Source organism: Cytobacillus solani, assembly GCF_001420595.1.
Lineage (GTDB): Bacteria > Bacillota > Bacilli > Bacillales > Cytobacillaceae > Cytobacillus > Cytobacillus solani.
In genome coordinates, this window is the sequence record NZ_LJIX01000006.1 from 4,657,715 (window position 1) to 4,681,405 (window position 23,691).

25 protein-coding genes are annotated in these 23,691 nt (G+C 39.7%); 5 read left to right on the top strand and 20 right to left on the bottom strand.

Going from position 1 to position 23,691, the window contains the following annotated elements:
- Positions 1-177 precede the first annotated feature (177 nt).
- Both AN957_RS24890 and AN957_RS24895 read right to left on the bottom strand, forming a co-directional pair.
- Positions 178-357 (bottom strand): hypothetical protein, encoded by a 180-nt coding sequence (locus AN957_RS24890; RefSeq protein WP_053478583.1) that lies wholly within the window; start codon positions 355-357, stop codon positions 178-180.
- Positions 358-362: 5 nt separating this feature from the next.
- The gene (locus AN957_RS24895) at positions 363-722 is read right to left on the bottom strand and encodes a single-stranded DNA-binding protein (RefSeq protein WP_053478582.1); all 360 of its coding nucleotides are present in this window, start codon (positions 720-722) and stop codon (positions 363-365) included.
- A gap of 289 nt (positions 723-1,011) precedes the next feature.
- Between AN957_RS24895 and AN957_RS24900 the strand changes: the two genes are divergently transcribed.
- Positions 1,012-1,446, top strand: coding sequence for a YwpF family protein (locus AN957_RS24900; protein WP_053478581.1), 435 nt, complete (start codon positions 1,012-1,014; stop codon positions 1,444-1,446).
- A 30-nt stretch (positions 1,447-1,476) separates the two neighbouring features.
- Here the strand turns inward: AN957_RS24900 and AN957_RS24905 are convergent, their stop codons facing one another.
- The 7 genes from AN957_RS24905 to spoIIID form a co-directional block, all read right to left on the bottom strand.
- On the bottom strand, positions 1,477-1,779 hold the full coding sequence (locus tag AN957_RS24905; RefSeq protein WP_053478580.1) for a hypothetical protein: 303 nt from the start codon (positions 1,777-1,779) through the stop codon (positions 1,477-1,479).
- Positions 1,780-1,940: 161 nt separating this feature from the next.
- Positions 1,941-2,363, bottom strand: a complete 423-nt coding sequence (gene fabZ, locus AN957_RS24910; protein ID WP_053478579.1) for a 3-hydroxyacyl-ACP dehydratase FabZ — start codon at positions 2,361-2,363, stop codon at positions 1,941-1,943.
- 140 nt (positions 2,364-2,503) lie between these two features.
- A complete protein-coding gene (locus AN957_RS24915; RefSeq protein ID WP_053478578.1) occupies positions 2,504-2,776 on the bottom strand; it encodes a DNA-directed RNA polymerase subunit beta in 273 nt (90 codons plus the stop codon).
- A 24-nt stretch (positions 2,777-2,800) separates the two neighbouring features.
- Positions 2,801-3,643, bottom strand: a complete 843-nt coding sequence (locus AN957_RS24920; RefSeq protein WP_053478577.1) for a flagellar hook-basal body protein — start codon at positions 3,641-3,643, stop codon at positions 2,801-2,803.
- 27 nt (positions 3,644-3,670) lie between these two features.
- A complete protein-coding gene (locus tag AN957_RS24925) occupies positions 3,671-4,498 on the bottom strand; it encodes a flagellar hook-basal body protein (RefSeq protein ID WP_056686765.1) in 828 nt (275 codons plus the stop codon).
- A 279-nt stretch (positions 4,499-4,777) separates the two neighbouring features.
- Positions 4,778-5,779, bottom strand: a complete 1,002-nt coding sequence (gene mreB, locus AN957_RS24930) for a rod shape-determining protein (protein ID WP_053478575.1) — start codon at positions 5,777-5,779, stop codon at positions 4,778-4,780.
- Between the two features lie 410 nt (positions 5,780-6,189).
- The gene (spoIIID, locus tag AN957_RS24945) at positions 6,190-6,462 is read right to left on the bottom strand and encodes a sporulation transcriptional regulator SpoIIID (protein ID WP_053478845.1); all 273 of its coding nucleotides are present in this window, start codon (positions 6,460-6,462) and stop codon (positions 6,190-6,192) included.
- Between the two features lie 594 nt (positions 6,463-7,056).
- Here spoIIID and AN957_RS24950 point away from each other — a divergent pair.
- Complete coding sequence (locus AN957_RS24950) at positions 7,057-8,760, top strand: methyl-accepting chemotaxis protein (protein WP_053478573.1); 1,704 nt, start codon at positions 7,057-7,059, stop codon at positions 8,758-8,760.
- A 222-nt stretch (positions 8,761-8,982) separates the two neighbouring features.
- On the opposite strand, the gene spoIIQ is transcribed toward AN957_RS24950, so the two are convergent.
- Positions 8,983-9,921, bottom strand: coding sequence for a stage II sporulation protein SpoIIQ (spoIIQ, locus tag AN957_RS24955; protein ID WP_053478572.1), 939 nt, complete (start codon positions 9,919-9,921; stop codon positions 8,983-8,985).
- 140 nt (positions 9,922-10,061) lie between these two features.
- Here spoIIQ and AN957_RS24960 point away from each other — a divergent pair, with 140 nt between their 5' ends.
- Positions 10,062-10,481 (top strand): VanZ family protein, encoded by a 420-nt coding sequence (locus AN957_RS24960; RefSeq protein ID WP_053478571.1) that lies wholly within the window; start codon positions 10,062-10,064, stop codon positions 10,479-10,481.
- A gap of 65 nt (positions 10,482-10,546) precedes the next feature.
- Here AN957_RS24960 and spoIID read toward each other — a convergent pair whose 3' ends face one another.
- The 4 genes from spoIID to AN957_RS24980 all read right to left on the bottom strand — a co-directional run bounded on the left by spoIID (position 10,547) and on the right by AN957_RS24980 (position 14,687).
- Entirely contained in the window at positions 10,547-11,584 is a 1,038-nt protein-coding gene (spoIID, locus tag AN957_RS24965; protein WP_053478570.1) for a stage II sporulation protein D, read from the bottom strand.
- A gap of 428 nt (positions 11,585-12,012) precedes the next feature.
- Positions 12,013-13,326, bottom strand: coding sequence for a UDP-N-acetylglucosamine 1-carboxyvinyltransferase (murA, locus tag AN957_RS24970; RefSeq protein ID WP_053478569.1), 1,314 nt, complete (start codon positions 13,324-13,326; stop codon positions 12,013-12,015).
- Positions 13,327-13,359: 33 nt separating this feature from the next.
- The gene (locus AN957_RS24975; protein WP_053478568.1) at positions 13,360-14,100 is read right to left on the bottom strand and encodes a YwmB family TATA-box binding protein; all 741 of its coding nucleotides are present in this window, start codon (positions 14,098-14,100) and stop codon (positions 13,360-13,362) included.
- Positions 14,101-14,441: 341 nt separating this feature from the next.
- Entirely contained in the window at positions 14,442-14,687 is a 246-nt protein-coding gene (locus tag AN957_RS24980) for a DUF1146 family protein (protein ID WP_053478567.1), read from the bottom strand.
- 434 nt (positions 14,688-15,121) lie between these two features.
- On the opposite strand from AN957_RS24980, the gene AN957_RS24985 reads away from it, so the two are divergent.
- Both AN957_RS24985 and AN957_RS24990 read left to right on the top strand, forming a co-directional pair.
- Positions 15,122-15,760: a TetR/AcrR family transcriptional regulator gene (locus tag AN957_RS24985; RefSeq protein ID WP_053478566.1), complete on the top strand. Its 639-nt coding sequence runs from the start codon at positions 15,122-15,124 to the stop codon at positions 15,758-15,760.
- Positions 15,761-15,854: 94 nt separating this feature from the next.
- On the top strand, positions 15,855-17,117 hold the full coding sequence (locus AN957_RS24990; protein ID WP_053478565.1) for an MFS transporter: 1,263 nt from the start codon (positions 15,855-15,857) through the stop codon (positions 17,115-17,117).
- 248 nt (positions 17,118-17,365) lie between these two features.
- Here the strand turns inward: AN957_RS24990 and nuoN are convergent, their stop codons facing one another.
- The 6 genes from nuoN to nuoI form a co-directional block, all read right to left on the bottom strand.
- Entirely contained in the window at positions 17,366-18,883 is a 1,518-nt protein-coding gene (gene nuoN / locus AN957_RS24995; RefSeq protein ID WP_053478564.1) for an NADH-quinone oxidoreductase subunit NuoN, read from the bottom strand.
- 6 nt (positions 18,884-18,889) lie between these two features.
- The gene (locus AN957_RS25000; protein ID WP_053478563.1) at positions 18,890-20,398 is read right to left on the bottom strand and encodes a complex I subunit 4 family protein; all 1,509 of its coding nucleotides are present in this window, start codon (positions 20,396-20,398) and stop codon (positions 18,890-18,892) included.
- Complete coding sequence (gene nuoL / locus AN957_RS25005; RefSeq protein ID WP_053478562.1) at positions 20,395-22,257, bottom strand: NADH-quinone oxidoreductase subunit L; 1,863 nt, start codon at positions 22,255-22,257, stop codon at positions 20,395-20,397. The genes AN957_RS25000 and nuoL overlap by 4 nt, the downstream gene beginning before the upstream one ends.
- A 159-nt stretch (positions 22,258-22,416) precedes the next feature.
- On the bottom strand, positions 22,417-22,731 hold the full coding sequence (nuoK, locus tag AN957_RS25010; RefSeq protein ID WP_053478561.1) for an NADH-quinone oxidoreductase subunit NuoK: 315 nt from the start codon (positions 22,729-22,731) through the stop codon (positions 22,417-22,419).
- Complete coding sequence (locus tag AN957_RS25015) at positions 22,728-23,249, bottom strand: NADH-quinone oxidoreductase subunit J (RefSeq protein ID WP_053478560.1); 522 nt, start codon at positions 23,247-23,249, stop codon at positions 22,728-22,730. The genes nuoK and AN957_RS25015 overlap by 4 nt, the downstream gene beginning before the upstream one ends.
- Positions 23,246-23,671, bottom strand: a complete 426-nt coding sequence (gene nuoI / locus AN957_RS25020; protein WP_053478559.1) for an NADH-quinone oxidoreductase subunit NuoI — start codon at positions 23,669-23,671, stop codon at positions 23,246-23,248. Before nuoI ends, AN957_RS25015 begins: the two co-directional genes overlap by 4 nt.
- Between the last annotated feature and the right edge of the window lie 20 nt (positions 23,672-23,691).

Below are 23,691 nucleotides of genomic sequence, written 5' to 3' on the forward strand. Positions count from 1 at the left end.
TGATGCTCGGCGATAGAGAAAAAATCACCAAAGACGGTACCCCACCTCACCCTCCTATTAAATGAAAAAGTCCGGCACATTTGTACCGGAAAGAATGAGGGAATTCGAGGAGTTGAATTGAATTTTTATATAGAGGGTATTGGGAATAGAAAATTACGGTGAACATTTTTGAGAAGTTTAGTTAGTAAATGCTGCATGCACCTCCTTTATTGGCTCTGATTTGTCTTCCTGTAAAACGGATTCACGGATAATTTCCTCCAGCTGTTCGACGCGACTAGTTAAATCATTGACTCTTTTATTTGATTTTCCAAGCATTGTAATGAGGGCTTCCACTAAGCATTCGATTTCCTTTTCCAAGAATGCTACACCTCTCTCCCTGCTGGTGCATACGCTTCATCCGGCTTTTTTTGATCAAGAAACTTGACACTATCTGCCCATACTTCAGTTACGTAGACTCGTTTACCTGCTTGATTTTCATAATGACTTGTCTGTATTCTGCCGGTAATTCCAACTAGGGAGCCTTTTCGGCAGTATCTTGAGGTATTCTCTGCTACCTTTCTCCAAAGTGTGCATTGAACAAAGTCTGCATCAATTTCCCCTTGCTGATTTCGATAATGACGATTAACAGCAAGGGTCACATTTGTAACGGGGGTTCCTTCCGCTGTCCGTTTCAGCTCGGGGTCCTTGGTTAACCTGCCAACGAGCGTTACTTGATTAATCATCTGCCCATTCTCCTTTCTATAAAGTTAGCCCTATCATAACCGCTATGCGATACACGCGTAAAAGCACGAAAATACAATTTTGACTGGGGAAGAAACACAGAAACACCTCTTTTAGGTATATATACCTATATTCTGGCATTTATTATCAGTTATAACCTTATTTCGATTATTTCCGACTATATTTTTCGACATGGATGCGGTTTCCGTTTCTATCTTCAGCTATGTTATAATTTGGGTATGAGTTAGTTGAGGGTGTCCGTAAAAACGAGTCTGAAACAGGAGGAAGAGGATGAAAACATTTAAGCTGATCTCGCTGCAGATAGTCGAGGATGACCAATTGGTAGATATCGAGCTAGAAGATGGGTTAATCATTAGTCAAGAAAATACTCAAAGCACTTGGCTGATTGAGGCCTATATCAACATTTCGTATGATGACTATTTCCAGAAGCTTGCCAAACAGGACGAGGATTTGATTGTTCAAGTCGTTATTACGAAAAAAGAAAACAGCCCAGCTGCCTTTCAAACAAAAATTGTTACGATCAAACACATCGAAGATCATATAAGCATTCTTCTAAAGGGACATTTAAAGAAAACAAATTATGACTATGCAGAAATTGTTTTGAAGAAATTAATTACCCAGGGACTTTCTGGGGAAAAGCTTCTTAATGAGTTTAATCAAATGATGCATAGCAAGCCAAAATTGACACTAGCTAAAGAGAAATAAAAAAGGACAGGTCTCCCCTGTCCCTTTTTATTATCTGTCTTTGTTATCTTTATCATTTTGATCTAAATTATCTTCAATTAAATCTTCACCAGGTTCATTATTATCTTGCATGATGTCCCCATCATTATCTGTGTTTACATCATTATTATCATTGTTTAAGCCATTGTCATTATTTAAATTTGTATCCGTGCCGTTTCCATTGTTGTCATTGACTCCTGGCTCATTGATATTGTTATCCTCTGGAGGCGGCTCTTGGTCGTTGTTCGCACAACCTGTTAGCAGCATTGCCGTAAGCAGGGATCCTCCAATAATGCTTAATAACTTTTTATTCATGAGAAAAACTCCTTCCTTACATGTTTTTTGGTGACCTCTTTTATAGTGGTCTTATGTTAATGTTCCCAAAATACGCAGCAACTTGCATAAAAAATAAAGCCAGCCCTTTGATAGGCCGGCTTTATCTCATGGTATATTCTGGTTTTTCTTAGGTTCAATCATTATTTTAATGCAAATGTAATTTCCGCTTCACAGACGAGTTCTCCGTCAACTGTAGCGACAGCCTTCCCTTTGCCGATTGGCCCTTTTACACGAATGATTTCAACTTCTAAACGCAGCTGATCACCAGGGACAACTTGTCTTTTAAATCTGCATTTATCAATCCCGCCTAAAAAACCAAGACGGCCACGGTTTTCTTCTTTAAGCAGCATAGCAACAGCGCCAACCTGTGCCAACGCCTCAACAATAAGCACACCTGGCATAACAGGATACTCCGGAAAGTGGCCGTTGAAAAATTCCTCATTAGCCGTCACATTTTTGATTCCAATCGCTTTCTGGCCTTCCTCTACCTCAAGAATCTTATCAACAAGCAAAAAAGGATAGCGATGGGGAATGATTTCTTTAATTTGCTTAATATCCAGCATTTTAGTACCTCCTACTAGTAATAGGTTATATCTTATTTTCATTTTACTAAAAAAAACCGTGTATGTATAGGCTGGAGGGTCCTGGCTGTTATGATTCACATAAAAAAAGAGAGGCACCATGCCCCTCACCTAGTTTTCCTTTATTCTTTTTCAATTAAATCAACAATATGCGTCCACGTTGATTTCTTAAATATATCCTTTGCTTCGCCATTCCCAATAACACCGTATCCGACGGCCGCACCAGCAATGAGACTTAGGAAAATTAAAGCCGCAACAATGATAATCCGCAGCCAGATCGGTAGAATACGCACTCGTATACGACGTCTGCGCACTTTCGCCGGTTGGGGGTTACTCTCTTTTTTAAACTGCTCACGCGTTTTCGCTGCTTCTTGATTATTGTTGTTTATCGACATTTTGTTTTTCCCCTTTATCGCAGATTAACGAATTCCGTTCACTAATCCCATCATTTGATCTGCAATTGAAACGGATCTAGACTGGAATTGATAGGCGCGCTGGAGGTTAATGAGATCGGTCATTTCTCTGGACATATCTACATTTGACTGTTCCAGTGCACGTTGCTGAATTGAGACTTGATTACGCATCGGACCGTTCAGCTCAGTCAAGATTTCATTCACAGGTACATTTAATTCAGCCATATTTTCTGGCAGACCCAGAAGATTGCCGCCTTTTTGCTCAAGGAATTGCGGTTTATTCACTTGAACGACACCAAGATTGAATTCACTCGTCCCGCCATTTTCCATTTTCGCAATCAAACGCCCATTTGTCGTTATTTCGTAATCATTTACTTGTCCGTTGATCGTAATCGGATTATTATTTTCATCCAAAACCGGATAGCCATTCCCCGTTACAAGCATGGTTTCCGTATCTGACAGCGGCGTCAGGTAGAAAGCACCATCACGCGTATAGCGAATCGCCGAACCGTTTTCACTTTGCTCGAGCACACGGAAATATTGGCCTTCCTTTGTGAATGCCGCATCAAGCGCACGGTCGGTATTTTTGATGCTTCCTTGCGACATGACTATTTTTGATTGAGCAAGCTTTGCCCCAACCCCTTGTCTGATCCCATTTGGCGTCAAACGGTTTCCTTCTGCATTCGCATTATGCTGATTATTAAATTGCTGAAACAAAAGATCGGTAAAGCTTGCCTCTCTGCGCTTATAGCCAGTTGTATCAATGTTTGCCATATTATTGCTGACAATATCCATCTGCTTCTGCAATTGAGAAAGCGTATTCGTCGCTGTAATCATTGTTCTATTCATTGCACTTCCTCCTTTCCACTAGTCAAATTAGCCGATTCTGCCTACTTCATTTGCGGCTTTCTCCATACTTTTATCATATGCTTGCAAAACCTTTTGATTAGCTTCAAAGGCACGGTAAGCAGTCATCATATCTGTCATCGTTCTGCTCACATCCACATTGGAACGCTCGATAAAGCCTTGTTGCAGCTTAAATTGTGCGTTAGGCACATTATAAGCATTCGCTAAGGCATTTCCATCCTCCGTTTGATACAGCCCGTCTCCAAGCTTGATCAGACGGTTTGCATCAGCCGAAAATCCAATGCCAAGTCTTGCTGTTACGCCGCCCTCACCAGAAAGCACACCATTTTCATTGACTGTGAACTGATCACTTGTTAGCTGGATTGGGTTTCCAGCGTCATTTAACACTTGCAAGCCGCTTGCAGTCGTTAAAAAGCCTTGCCCATCTACAGTAAAGTTTCCATTTCTTGTATACTGTGTTTCCCCATTTGGACCAGCAACGGAAAAAAATACAGAGCCATTCTCAGGCATAAAGACGTCTAAAAGCGCCATATCTGTCCCAAGTCCTGTTTCCTTTAAATCCCCCTGCTTAAATGCAGGAATCGCCTCCTGCATGTAGACACCAGTACTAAGAGATCCAATTCTTTTATTAAAAGGAAGATTGAGCCCTTTTTGAGTTGGAATATTAACGCCTTGATCATCCATCCGCTGCAAAAGCATTTCAGGAAATGCTCTTAATGATGATTGATCTTCTTTAAAGCCAGGTGTATTGGCATTTGCCATATTATTCGTCAACATTTCCGTCCTTCTTTGCTGTGCAAGCATCCCAGACGCAACGGTATAAAAACCTCTGAACATAAATGTTCACCTCATTATATTAATCGATTAAATATGTAAATGAATCGCCTATTCGCAAATCTATTTTTAGACACTACCTCTATTATAAAAAAAAAACAGAAAATATACATTATATTTTTACAGGAAATAGTATGAAATAGGAGATTTATGCAAAAACGCTCAGAAGCAATCCATATTTCCTGGCATGAAGCATCCATCTACTAACAATTTTTACACTAGAACCAAACTTCATTTCCTTCATCGAAAATAGCCTGCCATAGAAGGCAGGCTATCTCTTTATTATCCGAGCTTTCTACGAGGAAGCTTATCGATGTTGTCAAGCATGATACCGGTTCCAATAGCCACACAGTCCATTGGGTTCTCAGCAATTAAGACAGGAACCTTTAATTCTTCAGCAAGCAGTGTATCGATGCCATGAAGCAATGCACCGCCTCCTGTTAGAATCACACCGCGGTCAATGATATCTGCAGAAAGTTCAGGCGGTGTGCGTTCTAGGACGCTTTTTGCAGCCTGAACGATGACAGCAACCGATTCTCTTAGTGCAAGTTCAATTTCTTCTGAACGCACTGTAATCGTTCTTGGAAGACCTGATACCATGTCACGGCCGCGAATTTCCATTTCTTCGCTTCTTGAGCCTGGGAATACCGTTCCAATATTTATTTTAATATTTTCAGCTGTTCTTTCCCCGATCAGAAGCTTGTATTCACGTTTAATATATTGAAGGATTTCACTATCAAAGGTGTCTCCAGCCATTTTTATGGATGAAGAGGTAACAATATCACCCATTGATAATACGGCTACGTCCGTTGTACCTCCGCCAATATCAACAACCATATTTCCGCTAGGCTGGAAAATATCCATACCGGCACCGATTGCTGCTACTTTCGGTTCTTCTTCTAAATAGATTTTTTTGCCGCCGCTTTTTTCAGCCGCTTCTTTAATTGCCTTTTGCTCCACACTCGTAATGTTTGTTGGACAGCAAATTAAAATGCGTGGCTTTGATAAAAAGCCTTTCACATTTAATTTATTAATAAAATGCTTTAACATCGCTTCTGTCACATCAAAATCTGCAATTACGCCGTCCTTTAATGGACGAATAGCTGCAATATTTCCAGGTGTACGCCCGACCATGCGGCGTGCCTCTTCACCAACAGCTAAAACTTTATTATTGTTTCTGTCGATTGCTACAACAGATGGCTCATTCAATACAATGCCTCGGCCCTTTACGTGAATAAGCACGTTAGCCGTTCCTAAGTCAATACCAATATCCCTCGCAAACATTCCTACTCTTTCCTCCTTGCACTTTTGGCCTTTCTCGTCCGCCCTGGCTCATAAGAAAAGCGCAAGGCGTCTGCTTTTTAAAGAAAACCAGCCAAGCACAATCTCTTATGTTTAAGCTATTTTTAGCGAACTTCGCTTTATTATTTGTTGCTTCATAGATGCTCATTTGATTATACGAACCAAGTTCTATCCTAATTTTATATTCTACCACACTCACTGTGATTTAAATAATGATTTGTCAAAAATTGTTGGGATTTTTGCTAGTTTTTGTCGGAAGGAGAGGCACAAGGGATGATTTAAATGATTTGCCATACTTCTAACAGTAGTCTTTTCAATAATAAAAGCAATTAGCCCATTGCCAATTGCCCTTATCTCTAGCTTCTTTTTTATGATGATTGTATTCACATAAATTACTTGATGGGCTCGCCTTCTAACTCCTCCTTTTTGTACTTCATTTTTGTTGCTTCTCCCCCTCGTAAATGGCGGATTGATTTATGATAATCTAGGATTTCTTTAACCTCGACGGCTAATTCGGGATTAATTTCAGGAAGTCTTTCCGTTAGATCTTTATGGACTGTACTTTTGGATACGCCAAACTCCTTCGCGATAACGCGAACCGTTTTTCTCGTCTCCACGATATACTTTCCAATCTTGATAGTTCTCTCTTTGATGTAATCGTGCACACCACTCGCCCTCCCTAAATTGGATGTGAGAAGTGTGAAATGAGACTCGCTTTTCGCTTTGACCGCTACACCATTCCGCACGTTTTCATTTGTATAAAATCAATTCGCCTTTTCCTCCATGCGGCAGAAAGCCAATACTTTCTGAACTTGCTATGAATAAACATGTCCCGAGCACATACATTATTATTTCGCAAACGACTCCTCACCTCAAACACTCTCTTTGTAAGGTTAGTATCAGTCTATTAGCTTGGTTGCTTATATATGCATCAAAAACACAATAGGGACAAGGTATCTAAATAATTTTTTGAAAATTTGAGCAATACATCGAAATCTCCTACTACCTTTATTTTTATACAAAGTGAAGGAATAGGACGAAAAAAGGGTATTTCCCAAGAAATTTGTCGAAGGAGGTCAGACCTCTTCATTTGACTTTTCTTAAAAAAAATGCCTTTCCAATTTAAATATTTCGTATTATGATTAGTTCAAGAAATTTATAGCGATTTTTGTCGAAATACTTTAAAGATCATTCGCTAAAGTGTCTCGAATAAATAGTCAACATAAAATCACATTCATCAAGTGAAGGAGAATGCAGGAATGAAATGGTCCATCCGCAAGAAAATTGTTATTATCTTTGGTGCCTTTTTAGTATTAATTGGTGTGATTTGCGCCTCATCATTTGTCACCTCTTCAAGATTGAATGAAAATGCAAAGTTTATTAATACAGAGGTTATTCCTGGAATTAGACAAATTGGCGATATCAATTTTACAACAGAGCGCTATTTATCAACCGCTCAAAAATATTTATTATCGAGCGACCCGGAATATATCAATAAATTTTTAAAGCAAATGGATGAGCTTAAAGTAAACATTGATCAAATGTTCGATGAGTATGAGGAACAAAGCTTAAAAAGTGAAGAGGCCAAGGCAATCGGTCAAAGTCTTCGAAAAAAATGGGAAACATTCTTACAGACAACAGATAAAGCAAAAGAACTTAAAACCCAAAACCAAACTGAAAGTGCCGTATTACAATTTTATGATGCACAGGTCTTGTATGATGCAATGGATAAAGATATCGATGAGCTAATTTCAATGCACGAAAAACATGCATCAGAAATTGAAGATCAAGGGATACATTTATACAAAAATAACACTATTGTCATGATAATATTAGTATTTATTTCAATTCTTTTCGTCATTACTATGATCATTTTCATCTTACGTCTCATCCAAAAACCAATCGTAAAACTGGCTGAGAAATTTACATTAATGGCGACAGGCGATCTAACCGTTGGAGAATTAAAGATTAAGAATCGGGATGAAATTGGTGAGATGGCAGAAAGCTTTAACCAAATGCTCGATAAATTACTAAAAATTGTTCATAATATCGACTCAAATGTCGGTCTAGTTGCTTCGACTTCAGAGGAATTAGCTGCAAGTGCTGAAGAAACATCAAACTCTCTTCAACAAGTAACAGAAGCAATTATGGAAATATCAGAGGGCTCATCCGTCCAATTAGAGAGCACCCATACGAGCCGGAAAGTGATCGAGGAAATAGGCAAAGGGATGAATCAAGCCTCTCAATCTGTTGGTAATGTATCTAACCTGGCCGTTGAAACAACAGAAGCAACGGTTGAAGGAACATCAATCATGGATAATACTATGGATAAGATGGTTGATATTCAGCGTTCTTCAGCAGCAACAGCGCAAATCGTTAACTCCCTTGAGCAAAAATCAAAGGAAATTGAACGAATTGTCACGTTGATTACAGATATTACGAATCAAACAAACCTGCTCGCACTTAATGCAGCCATTGAAGCAGCACGAGCTGGAGAACATGGAAAAGGATTTGCGGTAGTAGCTGATGAGGTTCGCAAGCTAGCAGAGCAGTCAAATGGAGCAGCTGGTGAAATCAGCAGCTTGATCGGTGTCATTCGTCAGGAAGTCATGGAGGCCAATCTAGCGATGGAGGAATCCCTTCAAAATGTGGAAAATGGCATTGAAATGGCTAAGACCACCCAATCCAGCTTCCAGGAAATTGCCCGAATGGTTAGCGAGGTTTCCGCTCAAACAGAGGAAATTTCCGCTGTAATTGAACAGGTCAATGCAAGCACACAAAATATGCAGCAAACGATGGATGAAGTAGCCCATTTATCAAATGAAGCTTCTGAACGGTCCCAAAATGTTGCTGCTGCTGCAGAAGAACAAAATGCAACCATGGAGGAAATTTCATCCTCTACGACTGTCCTTAGCCAAATGGCTGATGAGCTTAGAATGATCGTCAACCAATTTAAACTATAAGCAAAAAACCCGCCATTTGGCGGGTTTCTCTTTCGAGATAAGAAAGTATAACTTTGGAGTTAGAGAATTGTCTAGCGCAAGCGTCCTATCGCCTATCAAACTTCAGGCCCCCTCCGCAACGATTGCGTCAACATCGGTTCGCTCTCGCTCACCGTGTTTCCTTTATCGAAAGAACCGGTCCTTCCAGTTTGTACGGCGATGACCAAGGCGCTTGCGCTTTTCTTATGCATCTGCAGATTCTTTTTTATCTTGTTTTGTACCATCTTCTGTTTTGTCTTTTTCACTTGAATCCTTTTCTTTATCACCAGCATTTTCTTCTGATGATTGATCCTCTTCAAGTGACTTGTCATCTTCTAATGGTTGATCTTCCTCAAGTGACTTTCCATCTTCAGTTGATTGCTCATCTGAAGCTTTGTCCTCTTCTGCCTTTTCTTCATCAGCTGCATTCGCTTTATCTGATGAAGTGTCCTCTTGTAGAGAGCTTAATGGCTTTTGGAAGTAATTATGCGGATTTACAGGAACACCATCTTTACGAATTTCAAAGTGTACATGTACACCTGCTTCTTCATCAAACATGCTTTCTCCTGCTTTTGCAAGAACTTGTCCTTGTTTAACTTGATCGCCAACCTCAACATTCATCTCTGTAACAGACTGATATTGTGTTACAATTCCATTGTCATGTTCAATTTCAATGACATTTCCCAATAGTACATCTTCAGCTACTTTCGTTACGGTACCGCTTAGTGCTGCAATAACATCAAATGTTTCGCCGCTCTCAATGCCAATATCTACACCAGTATTTTGATGGTAACTGTTATTGTAGAATACGAGAGCTGCTTCTTGTTCTTCTGCCTTGCCATTCATATCATAGAAATGTCTTTGAATGACTGGCGAATCAGCCTCTTTTACAGGCATCATGAAGTTTTCCATTTGACGGTTTACTTCAACAGCTGGTTCATTGATATTTTTTCCTGGAACATCAGTCGCATTATAATCAAAGTCATCTTGATTCTTCGCGCTATTGCTGTTCTGATACCAAAGGACCGCACTTAGAATGATTGCTGCACTTGCAATGTAGATAGCTGGGAATGCCCAACGCTTTTTGAAAAAGCGCTTAAAGCTGGAATTTTGAGAAGATCGTTTCTTTTCTTCCTCTCTCATTATCATCACCTCAGCAATCATTCTGAACAGAATAGAAGAAATATATACACGTGGAGAAAAAATTTTTTTAGATTATTTTTTGATAAGCGCGAGGAAATTATTCATGAAAGATAAATTATTTTTTAAAAGGAGTTTTTAACATGTGGAAATGGATTTTCAGAATTCTTCCCTTTTTATATATGGGGATCATTTGGACGCTCTCAAGCTTCCCAGCTAATGCAGTGGTTGAGCTTCCCGACTTATCACTTGACAGCTTTATTAAGGAATCCATGCATTTAATCGAATTCGCTATTCTTTATTTATTATTCGTCTTTGCGATGCATACAATAAAGATTCCTTTTTCTAAAAAGATCAATCTCGTTTGCGCCGTCATTGCCTGCCTGTATGGGATTACAGATGAGATTCATCAATCTTTTGTACCTGCCCGGTCTGCAACATTTATAGATGTTGTCAAAGATGTAACCGGTGTCGCCATTTGCTGGTATTTCATTGACCGCGCTTCCTTTCATAAGCGCTTCTCAAAGATTGCAGCCTTCCTTCATTTTCTAAAAAAAGCATAAAAAGAGAGTTATCGCTTTATGATGCGATAACTCTCTTATTCCAGTTACATACTGAGTGGATCGTTCTATTGTTTGGCGAGTACTTTTGTTAGAATATTATCGGACGCAGTTACCTCTACTCCTTGATAATAATGAGCAATAATATCCTTGTAGCTTTTGCCCTCTGCAGCCATCCCATTCGCTCCGTATTGGCTCATTCCGACTCCATGGCCATTTCCCTTTGTGTTAATAATAATTTTGTCCCCTTTGCGCTCCCAGGTGAAGTCCGTAGACTTTAATCCAAGGGTATCCCGGATATCCTTCCCTTTGATCGTTTTCCCGTTGATTTCCACCTCGCCTACGCGCTTGCCAGCTGTTCTTTCTGTTACGTTTCCAATTGTGCTGTTATTGGGCAGCTTAACACCAAGCTTCTGTTCGAATTCTGAAACAGTCAATACCTTTTGGCCATCGAATTTAGGGGAATTAAGATCCCATGGGCTTTCCACACTTTTTAAATAAGGAAGCGGCATTTGCCATACTTCTTCTGGATTTTCTGTATAGCCATTGCTAGTTGAAAAGAAACTCGCATCAATGGGGGAACCATTATAGGTGATAATTTGCCCGCTCGTTTCGCTCACAGCTTCTCTAATTTTCTTTATCGCCCAACTATAATCATCTTTGAAAATCCTTCTTAGCTCGGCATCATCCTTATATACTTGGTGCTGAATGGTATCGGTTACAAGTGCTCCGCCTGGCAGCTCCGTTTTACTTTCCTTTAGCATTTGATTGACAATATAGGTTCTGGCAGCCAAAGCCTGTGCTTTTAAGGCTTCTTTCTCAAATTCTCTCGGCATCTCAGATGCAACGACACCAACAATATATTCTTCAAGAGGAAGTGTTACTGTTTGCTTCTTCTGCATTTGGAAAACGGCTACTTCAACGGCTGGACCAGAAGACGTGACCTTTGTTTCCGCTGAGCTTTCCCCCTTTTTTAGCTGCTCCCCAAGTTTTCCGGTTGCTTGATCCTCAGTGAAAGGAAGCACGACTAAGGATGGAATCATAAGTGTGATGACAAACAATAATGCGCCTAGTACGATGAAAAGTTTGAATTTTGGTGTGTTCATGATTTAAGCCTCCATAGGAATGTAATCTTAAGACTCCCAATGAGTCCGTCTCCATTTCATTCTTATGGGATTGGACAAGCGATTATGACAAAATTTTTGAAGGATATGAAATGTTGGTTGAAGTGGAAAAACGCTTCATGAATGGGAAATGCTCGATAAATTGGGGGAAATACTCGATAAACCTACTATTGTGCTAGATATTTTTTATTTGGGGCCTGATACGTCGGAATGCTCGATATATCTCAGAAGATGCTTGATAATTATTGGGAAATGCTCGATAACTTTTGAGAAATGCTCGATATGTATGAAATGTTGCTTGATAAGTCCCAAATGCTTCTCGCAAGCACGTTTGAGGTGCATATAAATAAAAAACGCATTGCTCAACTAGTCAGAAGTCTGACAGGTGAATAATGCGTTTTTATTAAAAATTAAGCATTCATATCTGTAATATATGCTTCTTCATCTACAACGGTTTCTTCTTTTTCTGAAATTCGTTCAATATCTGCACCTAATGCAGCAAGCTTTTGATGGAAGTTGACATAGCCACGGTCTAAATGCTTTAATTCCGTCACACGAGTGACCCCGTCAGCTACTAATCCTGTTAGAATTAATGCAGCTGCAGCACGGAGATCCGTTGCGGCTACTTCCGCTCCTTGTAAGTTAGATGGACCATTCATAATTACGGAGCGTCCTTCGATTTTAACATCAGCATTCATACGGCGGAATTCTTCCACATGCATGAAACGATTTTCGAATACTGTTTCTGTAATGACACTTGTGCCGTTTGCATGCAGTAATAATGCCATCATTTGGGATTGCATATCTGTTGGAAAGCCTGGATGAGGCATGGTTTTAATATCGACTGCTTTTAACTTATCTGGTCCTAAAACACGGATACCTTCTGCTTCTTCGATAAAAATAACGCCCATTTCTTCCATCTTTGCAATTAAAGAAGTCGAATGTTCTGGAACTGCTCCTTGTACAAGCACATCTCCTCCAGTAATTGCAGCTGCAACCATAAAGGTTCCCGCTTCAATACGGTCAGGAATAATATTGTGGTCTGCACCAAATAATACATCGACACCTTCAATGCGAATTGTACCTGTTCCAGCACCTCTAACTTTTGCACCCATTTTATTCAGGAAGTTTGCAAGGTCAACAATTTCTGGTTCCTTTGCAACATTTTCTAAAATAGTTGTTCCTTTTGCAAGAGTAGCAGCCATCATAATATTTTCAGTAGCTCCTACGCTTGGGAAATCAAGATATATTTTCGCTCCGTGCAGGCGTCCACCAGCAGCCTCTGCTTCAATAAAGCCATTGCCGACCTTAACAGTCGCACCCATTGCTTCAAAGCCCTTTAAATGCTGATCAATCGGGCGAGAACCAATGGCACATCCGCCAGGTAATGCTACTCGTGCACGGCCATTACGCGCTAATAATGAGCCCATAACTAAAACGGAAGCACGCATTTTGCGTACATATTCAAAAGGCGCTTCAACACTTAACTCTCGGGATGCATTTACAGTAACGGTGTTATCTTTAAACGCAACTTCAGCGTTTAAATAGCGTAATACTTCATTAATCGTATATACATCGGAGAGTGTAGGTACATCACGAATTACGCTTTTCCCATCACTTGCTAATAGTGTTGCGGCGATAACCGGTAAGACAGCATTCTTTGCTCCTTCTACTTTGACAGTACCGCTTAGCCTATTGCCGCCGCGGACGATGATTTTTTCCAAAGTGTATTCCCCTCCGCGTCCATTTTCTCTATATTAATATTCAATCGTTATAATAGGTGTGCCAACTACAATGGTAGTCTTTCCGCCCATTCCTTGATTTCGTATTCCTAGTTGTACATTCATTTCTTTTTCGCCAGCTTCAACAGATTCTGAAAACATTGTCGAATAGGCTGAACTAGCAATAAAGGCATCTTCCTTTAATGCCTCGACTTCCTTTGCTTTTAAAACAGCTAATAAATGCTTTATTTCCAATGGCAAAGTCTTATCTATTTTATCATTGAATTCGCCTTTGATACAAGAGAAAGTTGTGGCATTTCCTCGAAATATGTCAGTTATTCTGTCGGTCATTCTTTTTGATAAGGATTCCTCTGCCTTTTGGTCCCACCCTTGTCCTTTCACCTCATAAATCACATACGTTTGAAAGTGGTCTTTTATGGGGGTAGATAGAATTTTTATTGTTTCTGTTTCACTTCCATGTTTTAAAACGGCAACAGCTTCAGAATGACCTTTGCTTGTTTGTACTGACCATTCCCAGTTAGGAAATTGCTGCTTCAGCTCTTTAGTATAATCCTTAATTTCCACCTTATCGAGCATTTCCATTTTTTCTCTCGCATGTAAAGACCATTCAGTGATTAAAATATTCTCGTCCTGTAAAACGGACGCTATTTTCAACAAGTCAAGCTCCCCAACTGCTACTGTCGTTTTATTCCCAAGATTTACTAACATAAAACCAATAAGAACAACTATTGCTAAAATCTTTTTTGTTTTTTTCAATGGTAACTCCTCCCCTTACTACAATTGTTACCAAGGAGAAGAGGAGCATACGTAGGAAAAGTCGTCACTTTTTGACAAAAGCGATTTAGGTTCACTGGGAAGGATTTTTCTTTACAGACCAGTCAACCATATACATTTTTCTTGATGAAAAAAACTGGTTTCGTTATTATATTCATCATTGAATAAATTGGGATTACTTCCTGATCATTCATCGTTGAAAATAAGCATAACAAATAGAATTGTACTTAATAATAGCCAAAATGAAAACATGTACGAAGGCCTATATTTATGGTATCGGGAGAAATCTGGCAAGCAAGTTGATTTCTCGATGGATTCTCTCCTTAATAGACGATTTGCAGAATAAGCGGAAGCTGTTGGGACCATAGGAGATAATCAAGGAAGAAATTGCTTACAGATGATCCAATCACAATTGATAATAATATGTATAATACTCTTGCTTGGAATACGCGATTTGGCTTTAAAATTTGGTCAATGCGCAATGCCTGCAAAGCCCACCATGCAAGTGCAATAAATGCTAAATGGGATAGAATGCTAATTAATGCCTGCTGTCCAAAGCCAGAAATCATAAAAACACTCCTTTCAAAATGAGTATGCTTGCAGCCAGCACCCCGTTTCCATATTAGCACATTTTACCGTTCAGCATTGAAATCCTGTCCCATGTATTAGGCGAATTCCATCATTGTATCGTTACAAAAATCCGATGTTTTTCATCCTTCATCTACCGACAGGTTCAAATATGGAGGGATTTTTCAAGGTTCTATATTCACCAATGAAAATAACGCAAAAAAGAGATCGGAAAATGGCCAAATCTCTTTCATATTGTCTGATTTTTTGGTGTCCGTACATAAATTTCTTCCTGCACTTCATTCACTTTTTCCGCCTGTGTGTCATATTGAATTTCCAACCTGCATCCGTTTTTCATGTATTGAAATGTATTTGACTTATCATTTTCGAAGTGTTACCCTTTATACATACCATTGGTATGTATAAAGGAGGAAACATGGCTCGAAATAAATATCCTGAAAAAACCATTGAACAAATCCTTTCAATTTCGTATCGATTATTTTTAGAAAAGGGTTATGAACAAACAACAATTCAAGATATTATAAATGAATTGGGCATGAGTAAAGGCGCTATTTATCATCACTTCAAATCAAAGGAAGACATCTTGCATGCAATTGGTGATAAGGGTTTCTATTATCCAAATTCAATTGAAAAATTCAAAAATCTTAACCATTTAAATGGATTGCAGAAACTAAAAAAGATCATCTGTACTGAATTTGAGAATCTTGAAAAGCAGCAGTTTGATAAAATGGCTATATCTTTAACGGAAAACCCTAAATTCGTTAGTATCTTATTGAATGGTACGCTAAAACATGGTGTACCAATCTTACAAGAGCTAATCGAAGAAGGAAAAAAAGATGGCTCAATTTCTATATCGGATAGCAAAAGTGCGAGTGAAGTTATCTTATTATTAAATAACGTTTGGCTAAGTCCAATGATAGGTCAAGGAAATGAAACAGATTTAGAACGTAAAATTTTGTATTTAAAAGAACTTACTGAACTTATGGGTATTCCGTTTATAGACGAAGATGTTTTAAATGCAATGAATAATTATCTGAAAAACATATTTAAATAATGAGCTGCCTTTAAGAAGGCAGTATATTATTTAATTTAAACATACCGTCGGTTGGTTTGTTATATTTGTTTTAATACGAAGGGAAGAAATTTTAATGAAGGAAAGTACTCTATTTCAAAAAGATTTTACGCTATTGATTATTGGTCAAATTATTTCTTTATTCGGCAATTCTATTCTGCGTTTTTCTCTTTCACTGTATATTTTGGATGTGACTGGTTCAGCTGCAGCTTTTGGAAGTATCCTTGCGGTATCAATGATTCCTACAATCTTATTATCACCTTTTGGTGGCGTGCTAGCAGATCGGGTCAATCGCAGGAATATCATGATATGTTTGGATATTATCACTTCATTAGTGTGTATCTTGTTTCTTACACAATTAGGGAGCAACCAAATTGTCTACATAGTGGCAGGTGTGATGATTATTCTCTCCATTATTCAGTCTATGTATCAACCAGCTGTTCAATCAAGTATTCCTGTATTGGTAGATAGCAATCATTTGCTGCAAGCTAATGGAGTGGTTGTCCAAGTAAATGCCCTTGCTAATTTCTTAGGACCGATTTTAGGTGGAATGCTGTATGGATTTTTAGATTTAAAGGTAATCGTAATAGTTAGCGCAATTGCATTCTTTATTTCATCACTCTTAGAAGTATTTATACGTATCCCTTTTATTAAACAAGCATCGAATGGAAAAGTAATAAATACAGTAATTGTGGATTTAAAGTTGGCATTAACATTTATTAGTAAAGATAATCAAGTTTTATTTAAAATTTTACTAGTGGTTGCATCAATTAATTTGTTTTTCTCCTCAATGATTATGATCGGCTTGCCTTATATTATAAAAGTGCAGCTTGGTCTAAGTTCACAACTATACGGTTTTGCTGAAAGCTTCTTGGCAATCGGATCGATTGGAGCAGGCCTTTCTATTGGATTAGTAGGTAAAAAGTATAGCATTCATAATTCTCATGTTTTCATCATATTAGGAGGAGTCATGCTAATACCCATAGCAATTGTATCAGGTCTACAAATACAGCCAATGATTGCTTATATTGTTATTTGTATAAGTACTTTTTTATGCTTGGCATCAGTAGGGATTTTCACCATTTTTGCACAAACATTTATCCAAACAGAGACACCAAATGAAATGCTAGGAAAAGTAAGCGCGGTTGTTGCAACAATCGTGATGTGTTCTTATCCAATTGGTCAGTCCTTATATGGTGTGTTGTTTGATCGTTTTTCAGATCAAGTATTTGTCATTGTACTTTTTGCAATCCTTGTCGAGGTTCTTCTAGGTATTATGACAAAACGTTATCTTACTAAGTTACAAAGGAAACCTATGAGCGCAATGAACAAATATTAAAATGCATTATTTCCGTCCTGCAGCCAGATTCATGCAAAAAGAGGGTGAAATCTATACGATTCCACCCTCTTCCACTTTTTATTATACCCCTTTGTTATAACCCTTTGTTCAGATTATCTAGCTCCTGCACCTACCCCCTCGAGGTCCCAAGCCATTCCTCCAGAAAGGTAAAGAACACCTTTCCGTGAGGCTCGTCTTGTGCTTGTCGGGGGTGACCAAGGCGCTTCCGCTTTTCTGTTTAGCTTATTTTATTGAAAAAAATCGCTGAACTGATTGAAGTTCCCTTGCAAGAAATCAAGAGCAATGTTTGGTGCTACCCCGAACAGAATTGTTGCGAATACACAGACACCGATAACAACGCCTAGTCCTGCAGGAAGCTTAAATTTCACTTCATCATTGGCCGCTGGTCTAAAGAACATCTGGACCATAACGCCAAAGTAGTAGAAATACGAGACAACCGTGGTCGCAATCATGATGGATACAAGCACATAGTGTGCTGGTTCAACAACGAGGGCACCCATGAAAATGTTTAGTTTCCCGATAAAGCCGGCTGTTCCTGGAATCCCCGCTAATGACAGGATAAAAACGGCCATTGCAATCGCCAAAATCGGCGCTTTTCGATACAAACCGGCAAATTCTGCAATGTCCTCAGAACCTGTTTTCTGTGTGATCAGCTGGATAATCGCGAATGCACCCAAGTTCATAAACAAGTATGCCCCTAAATAGAACCACAGCGTATCAAACAAGAACGCAGACATGGAAGCTACAACTACAAGCAAGTAACCTGCTTGTGCAATACTAGAATAAGCAAATAATCGCTTAATGTTCTTCTGCCTTAATGCAACCACGTTCCCAATAATCATTGTTGCTGCTGCAAGGAAGGCGATATAATCCTGAACCTTGATAAGAAGCGGCATCGAACCCAGTCCTTCAGTCGGGATGTTATAGAAAATCACCATTAAAATACGGACGATCAAAATAAATCCTGCTGTTTTCGAAACAACACTCAAGAATGCCGTAACTGGTGTTGGTGCTCCCTGGTACACATCTGGTGCCCACATATGGAACGGTGCCGTTGCCACTTTAAAGGAAAGACCAACGAAAATCATAAAGAACGCAAGCCCTAAAAGATATATATGCTGTGAATCAGCTAATGTAATCACATGACGAGCCATATCAAGCAAGTTTGTCGTTCCAGTTAGGCCATAAACATAGCTCATTCCAAAAATCGTAATGGATGTAGAAATTCCGCCATTCACGACATATTTCATCGCGGACTCATTCGAGCCACTATGTTTCTTTCGAATCCCTGCAAGAATATAAGAAGAAATCGAGAGAAGCTCAAGCCCGATAAACAATGTAATTAAATCGCCACTAGAGGACATCATCATCGCACCAAGCAAGGCGGCTAGGAATAAGTAATAGAATTCTCCTCTATATTCATTTAGCCCTTCCTTTGGCTCATAGCTGATCGCAATCAGGAAGACTAACGCAGCTCCGATTAACAATAGCAGCTTAAACGCAATCGCAAAAGAGTCCAAACGGAATGTATCATAGAGAATTGTTTCAGGGCCATTGCCCATTAGGCTAAGCAACGATATAAGCGCTCCGAGAATCCCAGCTAAGCCGAGCCAGCCAAGCAGCTTTCGATTCACGCTCTTTGCCATAAATAAATCTAATAATGAAAGTAACGTAATTACACCGAGGATGATGAACTCAGGTGTCATGATGCTCCATTTAAATGATAGTAATGTTTCAAGATCCATCCTTCATCACCCTCCAATCCCAAGCATGATAGTTTCAAGTGTAGATGTGAGCGGTTCAGTTAAAACACTTGGATATACGCCAATTAAGACAATAATCCCTAGTAGAACTAAAGCAGGAACCCATTCCGCTTTCCTGAGATCAGTAATTCCAGCAAACTCCCGGTGAGCCTTGCCATAAGTAATCCCAAGAACCGCACGCAGCAGATAGACAGCTGTTAGGATGATACCAAGCGCACCCACAGCAGCTAAAACCGGCATTTCCCTAAATAATCCCAGGAAAGCCATGAATTCACTCACAAAGCCTGACATTCCTGGCATACCTAGCGAAGCCATTGCCCCTGCAAGCAGGAAACCTGCCGTAATCGGCATTCCCTTTGCCAAGCCGCCAAGGTTAGGAATATTAGATGTTTGCAGACGCTCATAGAATACACCGACAAGGAAGAATAGTAGCGCAGCAATTAATCCATGTGAAACTACTTGGAAAATCGCTCCTTGAATCCCTGCCTCATTTAAAGCGCCTAAACCAATTAAGACAATCCCCATATGGGAAATAGATGAATAAGCAAGTACCATTTTGAAATCTGTTTGAACAAGTGCAAGGAATGCTCCGTAAAGCAGGTTGACTACACCAAGAACTGCGATTAATACGGCAAGATCCTGGAATTGTTCAGGGAAAATGCCCATACCGAAGCGAATAATCCCGTATGCACCAATTTTTAAGAGAATCCCTGCGTGAAGCATTACGACAGATGGAGATGCTTGAACGTGAACGCGTACCATCCAGCTATGCAGCGGGAAGATTGGCAGCTTAACTCCAAATGCAATCAGCATAGCAATTAGCAAGCCCATTTTTCCACCTTCTGACAAAACAAGGCTAGAGCTGTCAGCGGCAAGAATGGAAGTTAGCGCTTCTATATTCGATGTCCCTGTACGTGCAAACAGCACCATGATGACAATGAGCAGTACAGCCGAGCCTAACCCATTATAAATTAAGAAGCTAAATGCTGCTTTTTCCTTTTCAAAATAGCCCCACTTCCCAATAAGGAAGAACGTCGGAATAAGTGTAATTTCGAAAAAGATAAAGAACAGAATTAAGTTTTCAGCAGCAAAAACGCCAAGCATTCCAACCTCTAAAAGAAGGAATAGCATAAAGTAGCCTTTCCATTCTTTCTTAATATACATGGAAGCAATCGCTGCTAGTGTAGACAGGATGGCTGTTAACACAAGCATAATCAGCGAGAATCCATCAACACCTAATTCATATTTAATAGAAAACAATTCGCCTAATCTATTTGGATTACCAAATTGAATCCAGTTGACCATTTCATCTAAACGCTCAAGTGAACTTCCTGATCGATATTGGAAATATGCCATCAAGGACAGCACGAGCGCCGGAAGAGTTGCAAGGAACCCAACCGTTTTAATGACAGATTCCTTTGCTTTCGGAACAAATAATAAAGCGATTATACCGAGTAAAGGGGAGAAAACTAAGATGGATAAATAAGCAAAGTTCATTTCAAATACCCCCCTGTTACAGCAAATACGACAATTAAGATCGCTAAGCCGACAAATGCGACGGCACCATATCTTTGGATCTGTCCACTCTGGAATCTTGAGCCTAAGTGTCCAAGTCCAGAAACCGCTCCTGAAACCCCTTTGACTATGCCCTCAACGATGAATGTTTCAATGAAACGCAGAATCAGGCTGAGTCCTTTCGTTACTTTTAAAACCGTTAATTCATACAATTCATCGATATAATATTTATTATATAGAATCGTATATAGTGTCGAAGCACCTAGCCAATCACGTGATAGTGACCGCTTGCTGTAAATTAGCCATGCTAGGAAAATACCTAATAAAGAAACGACTGTTGCAACAATCATAATCCACGACGGACCTTCGATATGCCCATGCCCAAGAGCAGGATTTCCTTCTGTTAGCCAATCTCCAAGAAATGTCCCAAACCAAGGTGTATTAACATACCCTGCTACAACAGCAAGGATAGCAAGAACCATCATCGGTACAGTCATCACACTTGGTGACTCCTTCACATGCTTCATGTCACTGCGGGATTCACCGGAAAATACCATAAAGAAGAGACGGAACATATAGAATGCGGTGAAGAAAGCAGCAATAACCGCTAGCCAGAATAACACCGTATTCCCATGTGCCCAAGCTGCAATTAGAATTTCATCCTTACTAAAGAATCCTGAAAATAAAGGGACACCGCTGATTGCTAATGTTCCTATCAAAAATAACGGACCTGTTACACGAAGCTTTTTCCATAAACCGCCCATTTTTTCAATATCCTGCGTATGAACAGCGTGAATAACGCTACCTGCCGCAAGGAATAGCAAGGCTTTAAAGAAAGCGTGTGTCATAAGGTGGAACACACCAGCAACATAGCCGGCAGATCCAAGTGCAAGCATCATGTAGCCTAGCTGGCTGACAGTTGAATACGCAAGCACTCTCTTAATGTCCTTCTGAACAAGACCAATGCTTGCTGCAAAGATCGCAGTGAATGCCCCAATAATCGCCACCGTCATTAGCGCTGTCTCGCTTGCCGTAAAGAGCGGGAACAGGGATGCCACTAAATAAACCCCTGCTGCAACCATCGTTGCGGCGTGGATTAAAGCAGAAACTGGCGTTGGACCTTCCATCGCATCCGGCAGCCATGTATGAAGCGGGAATTGACCTGACTTCCCCACAGCACCAATAAAAATTAAAATGGCAGTTAATGTAATCATGGTTGAAGAAACTGCTCCAGCTTCAACCGCAGCAAAAATTTCATCATATTCGAAACTTCCAACCTGCCAGAATAATAGAATCATTCCAATTAAAAGACCTACGTCTCCAATACGCGTCATAATAAACGCCTTTTTGGCTGCCTTCTTCGCTTCTTCTTTATAAAAGTAGAAGCCGATTAGCAAGAATGAACCTAAACCGACAAGCTCCCAGAAAATATACGTTTGCAGAAGGTTTGGCGAAAGCACTAAGCCTAGCATTGCAAATGTAAATAATCCTAAGTAAGCGTAGTACACATGGAATCGTTCATCACCGTGCATATATCCCTTTGAATACGTATGTACAAGGAAACTCACTAGCGATACGATTACAAGCATTAATGCATTTAATTGATTGACTTCAAAACCCGCTGTTAACTGAACATCCCCTATCGTCAGCCAAACCGACTCTGCCTTATGTGTGGGTGATGTAAATCTTTCGAACAGCACCAATAAGGAGTAAACGAACGATGCAAGCGAGAGCAGGATTCCTATGTATGCACTTGCTTCCTTCAGTCGTTTGCCAAAAAAGATAAGGAACAAAAACGATAAAAGCGGGAAAAGCGGTATGATCCATGCATTCTCCATCAATATCACAATCCCCTTTTTGAACACGTTTATAGTTTTGTATAGTCCTAGAGCCAACGTGTTAGATTACTAGAGGTCAGAGGCTAGATTAGCGGAAATCGGCCTGTGATTTCTATTTTCAGCCTCAATTTGAACTCACTTTATAAAGACTTGCTTCATCCTCTAGTGTTTCAATGTGTTCACTTCATCAATGTTAACGGTATTTCGATTACGGTATAAGGCAATCAGTATCGCTACCCCAACAGCAACTTCTGCAGCGGCAACAGCCATGACGAAAAGTGCAAAGATTTGTCCTGTAATAGATGGCATCACACCGAATTTACTGAACGCTACTAAGTTAATGTTCGCCGCATTAAGCATTAGCTCAATCGAAATAAGAACAATGATGATGTTTCTCTTTGTTAGTGCACCATATAAACCGATACAAAATAGAATTAAACCCAGCGCCAAGTAGGCTGAAAGTGGAACTGAACTCATTCCTTCTTCGCCTCCTTCTCCTGATCATTCTTTGACAGCACAATCGCTCCAACAAGCGCAGCGAGCAGCAAGACAGATGTTAATTCAAATGGAATAATATATTTTGAATAAAGCGCGATCCCAATCTGTTCTGTGTTGTTCTCATGTAATGTGGTTGACACTTCACCAAAATCAAGATTATAAATTCCGATGTAAAAGGCGAATGCAAAGCCGAGAATCCCTAAGAAAAGAAGCAGCTTTCGCAGAAGGCCTGTCTTCGGTTCTTTCGTATCATCATGACGGGTTAACATGATTCCAAAGAGCATAATGATTGTAATCGCCCCAGAATAGATGAGTATTTGAACGGCCGCAAGAAATTCAGCTGACAGCAGGATAAAGATTCCCGCGATGCTGACAAATGTAAAAACGAGTGCAAGGACCATGTGCACGACCTTGGTAAGGTTTAATAAGAGCACGCCGCCGACTACTGCAACTAAAGCGAGTGAAATAAACGCGAAAAATTCACCTGATAACGTCATGCTTTATTCACCTTCCGTATATTCTCGTCATTTTCATCCAGCCATTCGAGATTTTTAAATAGCTCATCACGGCTATACTCAGCGAGTTCAAAGTTATTTGACATAATGATTGCCTCTGTCGGACAAACCTCCGTACACAGGTCGCAAAGAATACAAATTTCAAAGTTAATATCATACGTATCAATAATTTTTCCCTTTTTGTTCGGATCCGGGTGTTTTTTCCCTGTCAGCTGGATGCAATCGGTCGGGCAAATATTCGCACATTGATTACAAACGATGCATTTTTCCGGATAGAACTTTTGAATTCCCCGAAATCGGTCTGGCAATGGGAGTGGCTCATTCGGATATTCATAGGTTGGTTTTTCTTTCGTTAAATTTTTCAGGGTATACTTTAAGCCTTTTGCTAATCCAAATCCAAGCATGTTTTTCACCCCTTGCGGTT